The 14,478-nt window shown below is 69.2% G+C and carries 10 protein-coding genes; 5 read left to right on the forward strand and 5 right to left on the reverse strand.

Annotated elements, in window-relative coordinates; genetic code table 11:
- Nucleotides 1–42 precede the first annotated feature (42 nt).
- The gene (locus OEIGOIKO_RS27005; RefSeq protein WP_125056169.1) at nucleotides 43–1,464 is read left to right on the forward strand and encodes a S28 family serine protease; all 1,422 of its coding nucleotides are present in this window, start codon (nucleotides 43–45) and stop codon (nucleotides 1,462–1,464) included.
- 187 nt (nucleotides 1,465–1,651) lie between these two features.
- Here OEIGOIKO_RS27005 and OEIGOIKO_RS27010 read toward each other — a convergent pair whose 3' ends face one another.
- From OEIGOIKO_RS27010 to OEIGOIKO_RS27030, 5 genes are all read right to left on the reverse strand, one after another.
- Nucleotides 1,652–2,329, reverse strand: coding sequence for a hypothetical protein (locus tag OEIGOIKO_RS27010; protein ID WP_125056170.1), 678 nt, complete (start codon nucleotides 2,327–2,329; stop codon nucleotides 1,652–1,654).
- A 344-nt stretch (nucleotides 2,330–2,673) separates the two neighbouring features.
- Nucleotides 2,674–4,497, reverse strand: a complete 1,824-nt coding sequence (locus OEIGOIKO_RS27015; protein WP_125056171.1) for a glycoside hydrolase family 3 protein — start codon at nucleotides 4,495–4,497, stop codon at nucleotides 2,674–2,676.
- A gap of 809 nt (nucleotides 4,498–5,306) precedes the next feature.
- On the reverse strand, nucleotides 5,307–6,116 hold the full coding sequence (locus tag OEIGOIKO_RS27020) for a sugar phosphate isomerase/epimerase family protein (protein ID WP_125058990.1): 810 nt from the start codon (nucleotides 6,114–6,116) through the stop codon (nucleotides 5,307–5,309).
- Nucleotides 6,117–6,145: 29 nt separating this feature from the next.
- Nucleotides 6,146–7,105: a bifunctional helix-turn-helix transcriptional regulator/GNAT family N-acetyltransferase gene (locus OEIGOIKO_RS27025; RefSeq protein WP_125056172.1), complete on the reverse strand. Its 960-nt coding sequence runs from the start codon at nucleotides 7,103–7,105 to the stop codon at nucleotides 6,146–6,148.
- A 42-nt stretch (nucleotides 7,106–7,147) separates the two neighbouring features.
- Nucleotides 7,148–8,404: a LacI family DNA-binding transcriptional regulator gene (locus OEIGOIKO_RS27030; protein WP_125058992.1), complete on the reverse strand. Its 1,257-nt coding sequence runs from the start codon at nucleotides 8,402–8,404 to the stop codon at nucleotides 7,148–7,150.
- 223 nt (nucleotides 8,405–8,627) lie between these two features.
- Here OEIGOIKO_RS27030 and OEIGOIKO_RS27035 point away from each other — a divergent pair, with 223 nt between their 5' ends.
- The 4 genes from OEIGOIKO_RS27035 (at nucleotide 8,628) to recD2 (ending at nucleotide 14,369) form a co-directional block, all read left to right on the forward strand.
- Nucleotides 8,628–9,779 (forward strand): Gfo/Idh/MocA family protein, encoded by a 1,152-nt coding sequence (locus OEIGOIKO_RS27035; RefSeq protein WP_125056173.1) that lies wholly within the window; start codon nucleotides 8,628–8,630, stop codon nucleotides 9,777–9,779.
- On the forward strand, nucleotides 9,776–10,903 hold the full coding sequence (locus OEIGOIKO_RS27040; protein WP_125056174.1) for a dihydrodipicolinate synthase family protein: 1,128 nt from the start codon (nucleotides 9,776–9,778) through the stop codon (nucleotides 10,901–10,903). The genes OEIGOIKO_RS27035 and OEIGOIKO_RS27040 overlap by 4 nt, the downstream gene beginning before the upstream one ends.
- Nucleotides 10,900–11,778 carry a sugar phosphate isomerase/epimerase family protein gene (locus OEIGOIKO_RS27045; RefSeq protein WP_125056175.1) on the forward strand — a complete coding sequence of 293 codons (879 nt, stop codon included), beginning with the start codon at nucleotides 10,900–10,902 and terminating at the stop codon, nucleotides 11,776–11,778. The genes OEIGOIKO_RS27040 and OEIGOIKO_RS27045 overlap by 4 nt, the downstream gene beginning before the upstream one ends.
- 323 nt (nucleotides 11,779–12,101) lie before the next feature.
- The gene (gene recD2 / locus OEIGOIKO_RS27050; RefSeq protein ID WP_125056176.1) at nucleotides 12,102–14,369 is read left to right on the forward strand and encodes an SF1B family DNA helicase RecD2; all 2,268 of its coding nucleotides are present in this window, start codon (nucleotides 12,102–12,104) and stop codon (nucleotides 14,367–14,369) included.
- The last annotated feature ends 109 nt before the right edge of the window (nucleotides 14,370–14,478 follow it).

Here is a 14,478-nt window from a genome sequence, read left to right on the forward strand (position 1 = left end):
ATAGGTTCACCCCGACCTTTGCTATCCCAAGGGGAGGGTGCAATGCGCAAGGCCATCAGATGCCTGCTCTCACTCGCGGTGCTCATAGGCACGGCGAGTGCGGGCACGGCGTCGGCGACCGCGGCCACCGCCGCGCAGCCGAAGGCGACCGACATCAAGGACCGGATCCTGGCGATCCCGGGGATGAGTCTCGTCCAGGAGAAGCCGGTCGACGGCTACCGCTTCTTCGTCCTGAACTACACCCAGCCGATCGACCACCAGCACCCCTCCAAGGGGTCCTTCCAGCAGCGGCTGACCCTGCTGCACAAGTCCGTCGACCGGCCCACGGTCTTCTTCACCTCGGGCTACAACCTCAACACGGACGTACGGCGCAGCGAGCCGACGCAGATCATCGACGGCAACCAGGTGTCGATGGAGTACCGGTACTTCACGCCGTCGCGGCCGCAGCCCGCCGACTGGAAGAAGCTCACCATCCGGCAGGCGGCCAACGACCAGCACCGCATCTTCAAGGCGCTGCACCGGATCTACGACCAGAACTGGATATCCACCGGCGGCAGCAAGGGCGGCATGACCGCCACGTACTACCGCCGTTTCTTCCCGGACGACATGGACGGCACCGTCGCCTACGTCGCGCCGAACGACGTGAACAACAAGGAGGACTCGGCGTACGACCGGTTCTTCCGCACCGTCGGCACCGCCCAGTGCCGCAAGGACCTCGCGGCACTGGAGCGCGAGGCGCTGCTGCGCCGCGGCGAGATCGTCAACCGCTACACGAAGTGGGCGCAGGACAACAAGAAGACCTTCAAGCTCGTCGGCAACATCGACAAGGCGTACGAGGTCCTCGTCACCGACCTGGTGTTCGGCTTCTGGCAGTACCAGCCGGCTGCCACCGCCTGCCCCGAGGTCCCCAAGAAGACCGCCACCACGGACGAACTGTGGAAGTGGATCGACAAGGTCGGCGGCTTCGACAGCTACACCGACCAGGGCCTTGAGCGCAATCTGCCGTACTACTACCAGGCGGGCACCCAGCTCGGCGAGCCCAGCTACAAGTACGACCACCTCAAGGACCTGCTGCGCTACCCGGGCATCAACAACTCCCGGACCTTCGTGCCGCGTGACATTCCCCTGCACTTCGACAAGAACGCGATGCGGGACGTGGACCGGTGGGTGCGCCACCACGGCGAGCGCATGATGTTCGTCAACGGTGAGTGGGACCCGTGGAGCTCCGAGCCGTTCCGGCTGGGCTCCGGTTCCGAGGACTCGTACGTCTACAAGGTCCCCGGCGGCAACCACGGCTCGAACATCGCGAAGCTGCGGGAGGCCGACCGTAAGGCGGCGACCGAGGCCCTGCTCGACTGGGCGGACGTCGACGCTCCGCAGGGCGCCGAGGCCGCGCCGCTGGCTCCGTACGACAAGAAGCTGGACAAGCGGGACGACTCGCAGATGCAGATGCTGCGTCCGTGATGCCGTCGCGCGGTGCGTGACGCGTTCCGTGTGGCGCGTTCCGTGTGGCGCGTTCCGCGTGACGAGTTCCGTGTGACGCGTGGCGCGTGGCGCGAGATAAGTGGCGCGAGATGCGTGACGTTGGCGCGTGCCGTACGACGCGAGATGCGTTACGACCGAGGGGCGGCCTGGCGTACGGGCCGTCGGTTCACAGGCGGCGGGCGCACCCTACTGGTGCCCCGCCGCCCAGCTGTACGTACAAGTCCGTGTCGGCCGGGCAGGCAGCACGGGTGCGGACCGCCGCTGTCACGGTGAACTGCGGCGCGTGGGCGCCCGACCCGTCACAGGCGGTCTCCTTCACCTCGCCCTGCCGCGACGGGCGGACGCAGTCCCCGACGATGGTGCGCGGGCCGCCGCCCCCGCCAGGATCACCGGGATGCGGCGCTTCCAGATTGCGCATACAGGCGTAACCCTGCGGAACCGCGCCGTCGCCGTTCTCTCGGGAAGTCTTGTCGGAAGCGGGCCGGCGTTCGCTGATGTGCAGCACGAAGTCCGTACGTTCCGGACACAGCGGGCCCTGCGCCTGCGGGCCGTCGTACCGGGAGAGCACCAGGGCCGCGGCCCTCTCGCTGCGGCAGGACACTTGGTAAAAGACGGTACGCCCGCGGCTGCTGCACGTACCCGGGGCGAGAAAGGTGGCTGCCGGAGACGGAGACGCGGTCGCCGCCCCGCCACTTCCGTTCCCGCTTCCGTTCCTCTGCGCATTTCCGTCACCGTTCGCGGCCGAGCCACTGCCGTCGCGCTGGCAGGCGGACAACGCCACGAGCAGCAGAGCCGCCGCCACGCAGCCCACGGTGCCGCTCCCGAACCTCTTGACCCTGCGCATCGCGGCCCCCTGCGTCCCCCGGTGCGTGCACCTCAGCCTGGCCCGCCCATTCGGGCGCACGCCAGGCGTAACGGGCGCATTGCGCACGAGGTACGGGCCGCGCAGTACGCAGCGCTGCGGGGCCGGCGGTACACGGCCCGTACGGAGCCCGGCAGCGCCGAAGCTCCGTACGCATGTTCACCGTCGGTACTGTGGGCACCGCTGCCGGTGCCGGTACCGGTGCCGGTGATGCTTCCGGCACCGTCGACTCAGCCCGTCAGCCCGTCAGCCCGTCAGCCCGTCAGCCCGTCAGCCCGTCAGCCCGTCAGCCCGTCAGCCCGTCAGCCCGTCAGCCCGTCACCCCGTCAGTACGAGAGCCCGTGCCCGACCGGGTGGAGAACGCTCCCCGGCGCGTCAGCACGCATCACCGGTACCGGCAGCTTCCCCTCCGGATCACGCCGCCCGGCGATCACCCGGGCCGCGGCCCGCAGTTCCACGTCCGTCCAGGAGTAGGTGGCCAGCGCCGCCCGTACGCCCGGCAACTGGGCGATGTCGTACGGATTGCGCACGGCCACCTGAACCACCGGCTTGCCGGTGCCCAGCAGCGCTTCGACCAGGGCGCGCTGCGACGACGCCGCCGTGACGTTGTAGGTCGTCACGATCGCCGCGTCCTGCGTACGGAGCGCCGTGACCGCCCGGTCGATCAGTTCCTGGGTGGGGGCGGTGCCGGTGGGGAGCGCGGTGGCCGTGAAACCCAGCTGATTGAAGGTTTCTGCGAGCACCTTGGTGGGCGGGCCCCCGGTCCCGGACGGCGACGCCGCGTCGGCGCCGGCCACCAGCAGACGCCGCTGCGCGCGCCGGGACAACGGCAGCAACCCGTCGTCGTTGACGAGCAGCGTGGTGGTGCGGTCCGCGATCCGGTCCGCCGTGGCGAGATGCCGCCGCGTGCCGACGGAACGTTCCACCGCGCGATGCGTCGTGTACGGATCGTCGAACAGCCCGCGCCGCTCCTTGAGCAGGAGAATACGGATCAGCTTCTCGTCGATGGCCCGCTCGGTCAGCTCGCCCGTCCGTACCGCCTTGAGCACGCTCGCGAAAGCGACGGCGATGTCCGGCGGATTGAGCAACTGGTCGACCCCCGCCTTGAGCGCGAGCACCGGCACCCGGGCGTCACCGTACTTCGTCCGTACACCTTGCATTCCGAGCGAGTCGGTCACCACCACACCGTCGAAACCGAGACGCTCGCGCAGGACGCCGGTGAGGATCGGCCGGGACAGCGTGGCCGGGTCCTCGCTCGCGTCGAAGGCGGGCACGACGATGTGCGCCGTCATGATCGAATCGATGCCGGCCTCGATCGCGGCCCGGAACGGCGGGGCGTCCAGCCGCTCCCACTCCTCGGCGGTGTGCCGGATGTACGGCAGCCCGACGTGGCTGTCGGTGTCGGTGTCGCCGTGCCCCGGGAAATGCTTGGCCGTCGCGGCCACCCCGGCGCGCTGGTACCCCTGTACCTGCGCGGTGACCAGCCGCGCCACCGCCTTCGGCTCGGAACCGAAGGAGCGTACGCCGATCACGGGATTCGCGGGATTGACGTTCACATCGGCGACCGGAGCGTAGTCCTGCCGGATGCCCATCGCGTACAACTCCTCGCCCGCGATCCGGCCGGCCGTGCGGGCGTCCTCGCGCGACCGCCCGGCGCCCAGCGCCATCGCGCCGGGGAAGAGTGTGGCGGGCGCGCCGATCCGTGCCACTATCCCGTGTTCCTGATCGGTGGAGATCAACAACGGTACGGGGACGCGCTGGGCGGCGGCGGCCCGCTGGATGCCGTTGGAGAGGTCGGCGATCTGGTGGGGATCACGGGTGTTGTGCGCCCAGCCGAAGTAGATGATGCCGCCGAGGTGGTACTTGGCGACCAGTTCGGCGGCGTTGGAAACGCCCATCTCCTTGCGGTTGGCCTCGGCGTCGGCGGGGTCCGGATCGGTCGCGGAGTGTCCGTAGACCCGCATAACGAACAACTGGCCGACCTTTTCCTCCAGGTTCATCCGGGAAACGAGTCGAGCCGCACGGACGCGGGCATCGGCGGCCCCTGCGGCACGCGGGCCGGAAGCGACGGCGTGAACGGCGCCGCCGCCCGTACCCATGGCACAGGCGGCGGCCGCGGCGGTGGTCAGGACGGTACGTCTGGAGTGCATCGGCGCTCCTTCCGGAAAGCTTCCTCGCCGAGTGCTGCCCGGCGGTCCGAAGAAAACTTCCAAGAAGTCACGAGTAACCGGAAAAGGAATGCCGGTCAATGCTCGACGGCTCTGCCAGTCGGGGGATGCGGTGGTGCGTAGGCAGCGGTGCGGATGGGGCGGCGCGTAGGCGCAATCGGTGCGCAGGGGCTGGGCTGGGTTATGGCGGCTGGGCTGTGGTGGGCGGTCCGGGGCCCGCGGGCACGTGGCGGGACGGTCCAGGGACGGTGATCCGCCACCGGCGCGTTGGAGGGGGGTGCACCGGTGGCGGGTGCTGTCGGCCGCAGGCGGCGGAGAGGGTGGTCAGCAACGCAGCCAGCAGCGAGGCCGACACCGCACTGCGGGGTCACACAGCACACCGTTTTGACGGTCGGCGGGCCGGGTGGGTTCCCCGGTTCGGCGTGAATACGGGAAAAGGTACGGATGTGGGGCGATGTGTTCCTGAGGCGGGCGCGGGCGGCGCAGGAACGTTTCCGCAGCCGGGCGTGACGGGCGGGAACCCCGCATGCCCGTAGCTCCGTACACCCGTAGCTGCGTACGCCTGTGGTTCCGTACGCCTCTGGTTCCGTACTTCCGTGGATCCGGACTCCCGTGCCCCGTTTTTTCTCTTACCTCCGCCTCCGGGGCTCCGCAGCTCCGTACGTCCAGGCCGGCTCAACGCCCCTCGGCGTCGCGACACGTGTACGCATGACGCCTTCTGTCGGACGACACTCCCGCAGCCAGACGCGACCGACGGCCCCGCGCAGCTTGGCCTCCCGATACCGCGCTGCTCAGGACGCAGCCGACGCCACCAGCCGCTCCAGGTGCTCGCGCCCCGCGCTCAGCAACCCGGGGAGGTCGGCGGCACGTGGATACCACCGCTTCTCGTACTCCCAGCACAGCCAACCGTCCCACTGCGCGCGAGTGAGCGCCCCGACGCAGTCGGCCAGCGGGACCGTTCCCGCGCCGAGCGGCAAGGGAGTGGTGTCCTCGGCCGAAGCAACGTCCTTGACCTGCACGAACCCGAGATACGGCGCCAGCGCCGCGAACGTGTCGACCGGCGCCTCACCGCCGAGCCACGGGTGAAGTACGTCCCAGAGCGCACCGATGTGCCGATGCCCCACGGGGCCCACGATGCGCGCCGCATCAGCACCGCGGGGATGCGAATCGTGCGTCTCCAGAAGAACACGCACGTCGCGCTCCGCCGCGAACGGCGCGACCGCGGCCAGGTGCCGGGCAGCCTCCGCATCGGCTTCCTCGGCGGGACGGTCGCCCCCACCGGGGAACACCCGCACGAACTTCGCTCCCAGATCCGAAGCGAGCACGACCAGCTCGGTCAGCTCCGCCGCCAGCTCCTCCTCGCCACGCTCGTCATGGGCCGCGGCCACCCGCGCGTACCCCGACACCGCCAGAATGCTCACCCCGGCGTCGGCGAACTGTTCACGTACTGCCGACCGTTCGCGCAACCCGACGCGCGGATGCACCTCTTCCTCGGGGTGGGCCCGCAGCTCCACCCCGTCGAATCCGGCGCCGGCCGCCAGCTGCACGACCTCGCCCACCGGCATCCCGGGCACTCCGAGTGTCGAGAACGCATATCGCATATCGCTCATGAGAACCATGTGAACACAGATCAGAGCGGCAAACGCCAGTCCTGTCCGACGAGGTCCCGCCCGAAACTGTGGTGCGGCTTCTCGGCGGTCAGCTCGAAGCCGGCGCGCTCGTACAGGACGCGCGCCGCACTCAGTACGGAGTTCGTCCACAGGACCAGTTCACGGAAGCCGGTCTCGCGCGCGAAATCGACACACGCGGACACGAGCGCTCGGCCGACGCCGCGCCCGCGCGCTTCCGGCTCGACCAGCAGCAGTCGCAGCCGGGCCGTACGAGGAGGTGTCTCGTCCGCCGGGGCGATGGCCGTGTCGATCCCGTCCCGTACGCACATGACGGCGCCCACCCGATCTCCGTCCAGTTCGGCGATCCAGACGCGATCCCAGCGCGCGTCGTGGCGCTCGCCGTATTCGGCGACGATACGGGCCACCAACGCCTCGTAACCGAGGTCGAAACCGTACTCCCGCGCATACAGGGCGGCATTGCGCTGCACCATCCAGCCGAGGTCGCCGGGAGCGGGGGCGCGCAGCCGCAGCACCGGTTCCGGTCGGTTCGCCGTGTCGCCGAGCAGCTCTCTTATGGTCGCCATCGACTCCGCGAGGCGCGCCCGGTCCCAGGGGGGAAGGCGGTTGAGGAGCGTTCCCGCGGAGTCGCACGAACGTTCCTCCAGTAGTTTCGCTGTCGCGCGGCCGTCCTCCGTGAGTGTGATGCGCTGCCGCCGCCCGTCCCGCTCGGAAGGGCCACGGATGATCAGCCCGCTCTCTTCGAACCTGCTGAGCAGCCTGCTGAGGTAGCCCGCGTCCAGGGAGAGCGAGGCGCGCAGATCGGCGGCGTCCACCTGCTGGGTGTGTGCGATCTCGTACAGGACCCGGGCTTCGGTGAGCGTGAACGGGGTGTAGAGGTGGCGGCCGTAGTCGAGCGCGCCGATGAGGTTCGTGTAGAAGCGGTTGAACCTGCGGATTTCCTGGACCTCGTGGGCTGACATGGCGCACCCGCCTTACCATTGACCCAGTCAAGGTTGACTGCGTCAAGAGTACGGCACGGACGTGGACGCGCGCACCATCAACTCGGCGCGGTATGTAGCGACTTCTCCCGGAGGTGACGTTTCACGCCCCATCGCCAGCCGGCCGGCCCGCGCGCCGGCTTCCTGAAGCGGAAGCCGTACGGTGGTGAGCGCCGGAGCCGCGTCCGCGCTGAACGGGAGGTCGTCGAAGCCGGCTACGGAAACGTCACCGGGTATCCGCAGGCCGCGGTCGCGCAGCGCGGCGCACACTCCAAGAGCGGCGGTGTCGTTGGCCGCGACGATGGCGGTCAAGGAAGCGTCTCGGCGTAGCAGTTCCTGGGCGGCGTCGTAGCCGGCGGCGCGGTCGTACGCGCCGTGGACGGTGCGGTGGGCCGGGTCGGGGATGCCATGCGCGGCGAGGGCGGCTCGGTGGCCCTCCAGGCGGTGGCGGGTGGTGGTACGGCCGGGCGGCCCGGCGACGTACCCGATGTCGCGGTGGCCGAGTGAGACCAGGTGTTCCGTCAGCCGTCGGGCGCCACCCCGGTTGTCGAATGCAAGGGTGACGAGCTGCGAGGGGGAATGCTGCGAGGGAATGTGCTGTGGGGCGAAGTGGCCGCCATGAGGGGCGGTGCGGGCGTGGGAGCCTTCCGCTGTGGTGCGCGTTTGCGGGGCCGGGCCGGCCCCAGGGCGCTGCCTGCCTGCCCCTGGTGTGACAGGCGGTCGTCCGCACAGCACGACCCTCGTGCCCGCCCCGGCGAGCCGTGTCAGCGCCGCGGCCACGGCCTCGGCGTGAACGGCGTCCTCCACCGCGCCGCCGGTCAGGACAACTGCGGATGCGCGTTGCCGTTGGAGCAGCGTGAGGTAGGTGAGCTCGCGTTCCGGACAGCCACCGGTATTGCACACGACGGCCAGCTTTTCGTCGGTACGTGCCGGCGGGTTCGGGGCGCTTGGGTGGTGGCGCATACCGCCGTCACCCGTTCGTGTGCCCGCTCCGCCAGCCGACGGAGTGCCTGAGCTGCTGCTCACCTCGGACTGGACGGCCGAGGCGAGGATCCCGAAGAACGGGTCGGCGATGTCGTTGACGAGAATGCCCACCAGATCCGAAGTGGCGGCGGCCAGCGCGCTGGCCGGGCCGTTGACCACGTATTCCAGATCTGTCACGGCGCGCAGCACGCGGGCACGGGTGCTCTCGGCGACCGGGTAGTTGCCGTTCAGAACGCGCGAAACCGTTGCTGCCGACACCCGCGCCCGTGCCGCGACATCCGCCAGTGTCACTGCCATCGATCGCCCCGCCCCCTGTCGTGCCTCTTGTCCTTGCCTCGTGCCGCAGGCTAGCTTCTCCCGCGATGGAAAGCGCTTACTGCGCGTTTCTGGTCCGCGCTCGCCGTCGGCTTGGCCACCGTCGTCATGAAACGTCAACCGCTGTTCTTCGCCCGCCGTGCGGGCCGGCGCCCGTACCGCGCCCGCCCCGTGAGTGGAGTTCTCCGTAAGGAAGGGCCGGACCGTGACACGCACGACCGTACGCATCGCCATGAACGGCGTGACTGGACGCATGGGTTACCGCCAGCACCTGGTCCGTTCCATCCTCGCGCTGCGAGAACACGGCGGGCTGGATCTCGGTGACGGCGCGGTGATCTGGCCCGAACCGATTCTTGTGGGCCGCGCCGAACACAAGCTGCGGGCGCTCGCCGAGCGCCACGGCTTGGAGCACTGGAGCACCGATCTCGACGCGGTGCTCGCCGACGACAGCGTCGACATCTACTTCGACGCCCAGGTCACTGGCGCGCGCGAGGAATCCGTGAAGAAAGCGATTGCTGCCGGGAAGCACCTGTACTGCGAGAAGCCCACTGCCACCAACCTCGACGGCGCGTTGGAACTGGCCCGCCTCGCCGACGAAGCCGGCGTCAAGCACGGCGTCGTACAGGACAAAATCTTCCTGCCTGGCCTGCTCAAGCTGCGCCGCCTGGTCGAAGGGGGGTTCTTCGGACGCATCCTCTCTGTGCGGGGCGAGTTCGGTTACTGGGTCTTCGAGGGCGATTGGCAGTCGGCGCAGCGCCCGTCCTGGAACTACCGTGCCGAGGACGGCGGCGGCATCGCGGCCGACATGTTCCCTCACTGGGAGTACGTCCTGCACGAACTCTTCGGCCGGGTACGGACTGTGCAGGCCCAGGTCACCACCCATGTACCGCGTCGCTGGGACGAGAACGGCAAGCCGTACGGGGCCACTGCGGACGACGCCGCGTACGGAATCTTCCAGCTGGACGGCGGCGTCGTCGCGCAGATCAACTCCTCCTGGGCGGTGCGGGTCCATCGCGACGAACTGGTCGAGTTCCAGGTGGACGGCACAGAAGGCTCCGCCGTCGCGGGGCTGCGAAAGTGCCGTATTCAGCACCGCGCCGCTACTCCGAAGCCGGTCTGGAACCCGGACATCCCGGCCACCGAACCGTTCCGCGAGCAATGGCAGGAGGTACCGGACAACGCGGAATTCGACAACGGCTTCAAAGCGCAGTGGGAACTGTTCCTGCGCCATGTCGTTCGGGACGAACCCTGGCGCTGGGACCTGACCGCGGGCGCGCGTGGCGTCCAGCTCGCCGAACTAGGGCTGAAGTCGTCGGCGGAAGGCCGCCGCCTGGACGTGCCGGAGCTCGGACGATGAGCGTCCGGGGGAGCGGAGCATCCGGAGAGCCAGCCATTGCCGGCACGCCTCCCGCCGCCTCCCGTACCGTCTTCGCCGCTGCCCACGTGGTCGCAGACCCCTTCGCCGACACCACCCCCGAAGACCCTGCCGCCATCGACTGGGACGCGACCCTGGCCTTCCGCCATCACCTCTGGTCGCACGGCCTGGGCGTCGCCGAGGCCATGGACACCGCGCAGCGCGGAATGGGCCTCGACTGGTCGTCGGCGGCCGAACTGATCCGCCGCTCCGCCGCCGAATCCGCGGCGACAGGCGGGCGCATCGCCTGCGGAGTCGGCACGGACCAACTGACCGCGCCTGAAGTAAGGCTGGTCGATGTCCGGGCCGCCTACGAGGAGCAGCTCTCACTGGTGGAGGGCGCAGGCGCCCAAGCCATCGTCATGGCTTCCCGGCATCTCGCCGCGACGGCCACCGGGCCGGAAGCGTACGTGGAAATCTACGGCCACCTGCTGCGCCAGGCCGCCGCGCCCGTGATCCTTCACTGGCTCGGCCCGATGTTCGACCCCGCGTTGCACGGCTACTGGGGCAGCCCGGATCTGGACCTGGCAACCGAGACGTTGCTTCAGATCATCGCCGAGCACCCCGCCAAGGTGGACGGCGTGAAGGTGTCGTTGCTGGACGCCGACCGCGAAGTCCGGCTGCGCCGTCGTCTCCCGGAGGGTGTGCGTTGCTATACGGGCGACGATTTCCACTACCCCGAGCTGATCGCCGGCGACGCGCACGGATTCAGTGACGCGCTGCTCGGCATCTTCGACCCGCTCGCCCCGTTGGCTGCCGAAGCCGTGCGCCTTCTCGGCGATGGTGACACTGCCGGCTTCCGCAAAATACTGGATCCGACTGTCGCGCTCGCCCGCCACCTCTTCCAGACACCGACGCACTACTACAAGACCGGAGTCGTCCTGCTCGCCTGGCTCGCGGGGCACCAGTCACACTTCACCATGGTCGGCGGCCTCCAGTCGGCACGCTCGCTGCCCCATCTGAAGCGAGCCTACGAACTGGCCGACGGCCTGGACCTGTTCCCCGACCCGGAGCTGGCGGCGGCTCGTATGCGTCGACTCGCCTCGGTGTACGGAGGTGCGGAATGAGCAGCGATCTCCCGACTGGTCCCGAAGAAGCGAACGAAGCTCTGTTCTCTCGCTTCAGCATCAACCAGCAGACCATCAAGCAATGGTCACTGCCCGAACTCGTCGACGGCTGCGCAAAAGCGGGAGTGCGAGGCGTCGGTCTCTGGCGTGCTCCCGTGCAGGAATACGGAGTGGCCGCCGCCGCCCGGCTCGTACGGGACGCGGGGCTGACCGTCACCAGCCTCTGCCGCGGCGGTTTCTTCACCGCCTTGGACTCGAAGGACCGCGCGGACGCGCTGGTCGACAACCGGGCCGCCATCGAGGAAGCCGCCGCACTCGGGACCGAAACCCTCGTCCTCGTCTCCGGTGGGCTGCCGGCGGGGAGCCGTGATCTGCACGGTGCCCGTGAGCGGGTCGCCGACGCGCTGGGCGAACTCGCGCCGTACGCAGCTGATGCGGGGGTACGCCTCGCGCTCGAACCGCTCCACCCCATGTACGCGGCGGACCGCTGTGTCGTGTCCACTCTCGCTCAAGCCTTGGCGCTGGCCGAACGGTTCCCGGCCGAGCAGGTGGGCGTGGTCGTGGACACCTACCACTTGTGGTGGGACGACACGATCGGCTCGCAGATCGGTCGCGCGGGCGCCGGAGGCCGTATCGCGGCATTTCAGCTCGCCGACTGGGTGACACCACTGCCCGCCGGCGTACTGCTCGGACGGGGTCAACTCGGGGACGGCGCGGTGAACCTGCGCTGGTTCCGGGAGCAGGTGGATGCCGCCGGCTACCGGGGGCCCGTCGAAGTGGAGATCTTCAATCCGGAGCTGTGGGAGCGGCCGGGGGCGGAGGTGCTGGCCGAAGTCGCCGAGCGATTCGCCCGCCACGTCATGCACGCCAGGTAACGATGGAATAACTCACCGAATCCGTGCAACCGTTCCCGGTCCGGGTGGGTCGTACTTGTCGTCAGGCTCCCGAGGGGAGAGGGAACCGGGGGGATCCGAGGGGGGATCTGGGGGCCGAACGGAGGGGGAATCGAGGGGCCCGGTCTTGGGACCGGGCCCCTCGAAGCGTCTGCGGCACGGGTGGCGGTCCGGCGCGGCGAAGCCGTCCCGTGGCAGCTGTGGGAGCCGCCGAGCAGTAGCCGTCGGGCCCCGTCACAGAGCCTTCCGGCGAAGTTATCCACAGGCCCGAACGCGATGTCGGACCTCGGCGGTACCGTCGGTCCATGTTCATTCCAGCCGTGGTCGAAGGGGTCCTGGAGCGGATCACCTACGCCAATGAGGAGACCGGTTACACGGTCGCGCGTGTCGACACGGGCGGCTCCGGCGATCTCCTCACTGTCGTCGGTTCGCTGCTGGGCGCGCAGCCGGGGGAGTCGCTGCGGCTGGAAGGCCGTTGGTCCTCCCACCCGCAGTACGGACGGCAGTTCACCGTCGAGAACTACACGACGGTCCTGCCCGCGACGATCCAGGGCATACGCCGCTACCTCGGCTCCGGCCTCATCAAGGGCATCGGCCCCGTCATGGCCGATCGCATCACCGGACACTTCGGCCTGGACACCCTCGACATCATCGAGAAGGAACCGAAGCGCCTCGTCGAGGTGCCCGGACTCGGTCCCAAACGCACAAAGATGATCGGCGACGCCTGGGAAGAACAGAAGGCCATCAAGGAGGTCATGATCTTCCTGCAGGGGGTGGGTGTCTCGACCTCCATCGCGGTGCGCATCTACAAGAAGTTCGGCGACTCATCGATCTCCGTCGTCAAGAACCAGCCCTACCGCCTCGCCGCCGACGTCTGGGGCATCGGCTTCCTGACCGCCGACCGCATCGCGCAGGCCGTCGGCATCCCGCACGACAGCCCGGACCGGGTGAAGTCGGGCCTGCAGTACGCGCTCTCGCAGTCCACCGACCAAGGGCACTGCTACCTCCCGGAAGAAGAGCTGATCGCCGCTGCGGTCAAGCTGCTCCAGGTCGACACGGGACTGGTCATCGACTGCCTGGGGGAGCTGGCGGGCGACCCGGAGGGAGTGATCCGCGAGACCGTGCCGTCGCCGGAGGGCGGCAACCCCATAAAGGCCATCTATCTCGTCCCGTTCCACCGGGCCGAGACCTCTCTTGCGGCACAGCTCCTCCGGCTGTTGCGGACGCAGGAGGACAGGATGCCGTCGTTCCGGACCGTGGCGTGGGACAGGGCGCTGCCCTGGCTGGCAAACCGTACGGGAGCCTCGCTGGCGCCCGAGCAGGAGGCCGCCGTACGGCTGGCGCTGACCGAGAAGGTCTCCGTGCTCACCGGCGGGCCCGGCTGCGGCAAGTCCTTCACGGTCCGCTCGATCGTCGAACTGGCCCGCGCGAAGAAGGCCAAGGTCGTGCTCGCGGCCCCGACGGGCCGGGCCGCCAAGCGGCTGGCGGAGCTCACCGGCGCCGAGGCGTCGACGGTGCACCGGCTACTGGAGCTCAAACCGGGCGGGGACGCCGCGTACGACCGGGACCGGCCGCTCGACGCCGATCTGGTGGTGGTCGACGAGGCGTCCATGCTCGACCTGCTGCTGGCCAACAAGCTCATCAAGGCGGTGCCGCCGGGCGCCCACCTCCTCCTGGTGGGTGACGTGGACCAGCTTCCTTCGGTGGGGGCGGGTGAGGTGCTGCGGGATCTGCTCGCCGAGAACTGCCCGGTCCCGGCCGTACGGCTGACCCGGATCTTCCGCCAGGCCCAGCACTCCGGCGTGGTCACCAACGCTCACCGCATCAACGAGGGCGTCCTGCCGATCGTCGAGGGGGTGAACGATTTCTACCTCTTCGTCGAGGAGGACTCCGAGGAGGCCGGACGGGTCACGGTCGACGTGGTCGCGCGCCGGATCCCCGCGAAGTTCGGCCTGGACCCGCGGCGGGACGTCCAGGTGCTCACCCCCATGCACCGCGGTCCGGCCGGTGCCGGCACGCTGAACGGTCTCCTCCAGCAGGCCCTCACCCCGGCGCGGCCCGATGCGCCGGAGCGGCGCTCCGGAGGCCGGGTGTTCCGGGTGGGTGACAAGGTGACGCAGATCCGCAACAACTACGAGAAAGGGCACAGCGGCGTCTTCAACGGCACGGTCGGCGTCGTCCTCAAGATCAACCGGGACGAGCAGTGGCTGACGGTGCTCACGGACGAGGACGAGGAGATCTCGTACGATTTCGACGAGCTGGACGAGCTGGCGCACGCCTACGCGGTGACCATCCACCGTTCCCAGGGCAGTGAGTATCCGGCGGTGGTGATTCCGGTCACCACCGGCGCGTGGATGATGCTCCAGCGGAACCTGCTCTACACGGCCGTCACACGGGCGAAACAGCTGGTGGTGCTGGTCGGCTCGCGCAAGGCTTTGGGGCAGGCTGTACGCACCGTATCCGCGGGTCGGAGGTGGACCGCGCTGCGTCACCGACTCGTCGGTGCGGTGCGTGGTCACCTCTTCCCCAATCGGGGCGAAGGGGAGCAGGATGGGCAGCTGGAGCGGCACTGAGTGCCGCCTACAGGCCCTATGGCCGACCCCGAGTGCACAGCCAAGGTCCAAATGGGGGAAGGTATAGGCAGTCAGGGCACCTCGAAGAAGAGGCACAACGTCGGTGAGG

The organism is Streptomyces paromomycinus, assembly GCF_003865155.1.
In the GTDB taxonomy this organism is placed as follows: Bacteria; Actinomycetota; Actinomycetes; order Streptomycetales; family Streptomycetaceae; genus Streptomyces; species Streptomyces chrestomyceticus.

Excerpts from the sequence above, each read along its gene's own strand:
- recD2 (WP_125056176.1), top strand. The coding sequence starts at position 12,102 with ATGTTCATTCCAGCCGTGGTCGAAGGGGTCCTGGAGCGGATCACCTAC.
- OEIGOIKO_RS27045 (WP_125056175.1), top strand. The coding sequence starts at position 10,900 with ATGAGCAGCGATCTCCCGACTGGTCCCGAAGAAGCGAACGAAGCTCTG.
- OEIGOIKO_RS27030 (WP_125058992.1), bottom strand. The coding sequence starts at position 8,404 with ATGGCAGTGACACTGGCGGATGTCGCGGCACGGGCGCGGGTGTCGGCA.
- OEIGOIKO_RS27020 (WP_125058990.1), bottom strand. The coding sequence starts at position 6,116 with ATGCGATATGCGTTCTCGACACTCGGAGTGCCCGGGATGCCGGTGGGC.
- OEIGOIKO_RS27010 (WP_125056170.1), bottom strand. The coding sequence starts at position 2,329 with ATGCGCAGGGTCAAGAGGTTCGGGAGCGGCACCGTGGGCTGCGTGGCG.
- OEIGOIKO_RS27025 (WP_125056172.1), bottom strand. The coding sequence starts at position 7,105 with ATGTCAGCCCACGAGGTCCAGGAAATCCGCAGGTTCAACCGCTTCTAC.
- OEIGOIKO_RS27005 (WP_125056169.1), top strand. The coding sequence starts at position 43 with ATGCGCAAGGCCATCAGATGCCTGCTCTCACTCGCGGTGCTCATAGGC.
- OEIGOIKO_RS27040 (WP_125056174.1), top strand. The coding sequence starts at position 9,776 with ATGAGCGTCCGGGGGAGCGGAGCATCCGGAGAGCCAGCCATTGCCGGC.
- OEIGOIKO_RS27015 (WP_125056171.1), bottom strand. The coding sequence starts at position 4,497 with ATGCACTCCAGACGTACCGTCCTGACCACCGCCGCGGCCGCCGCCTGT.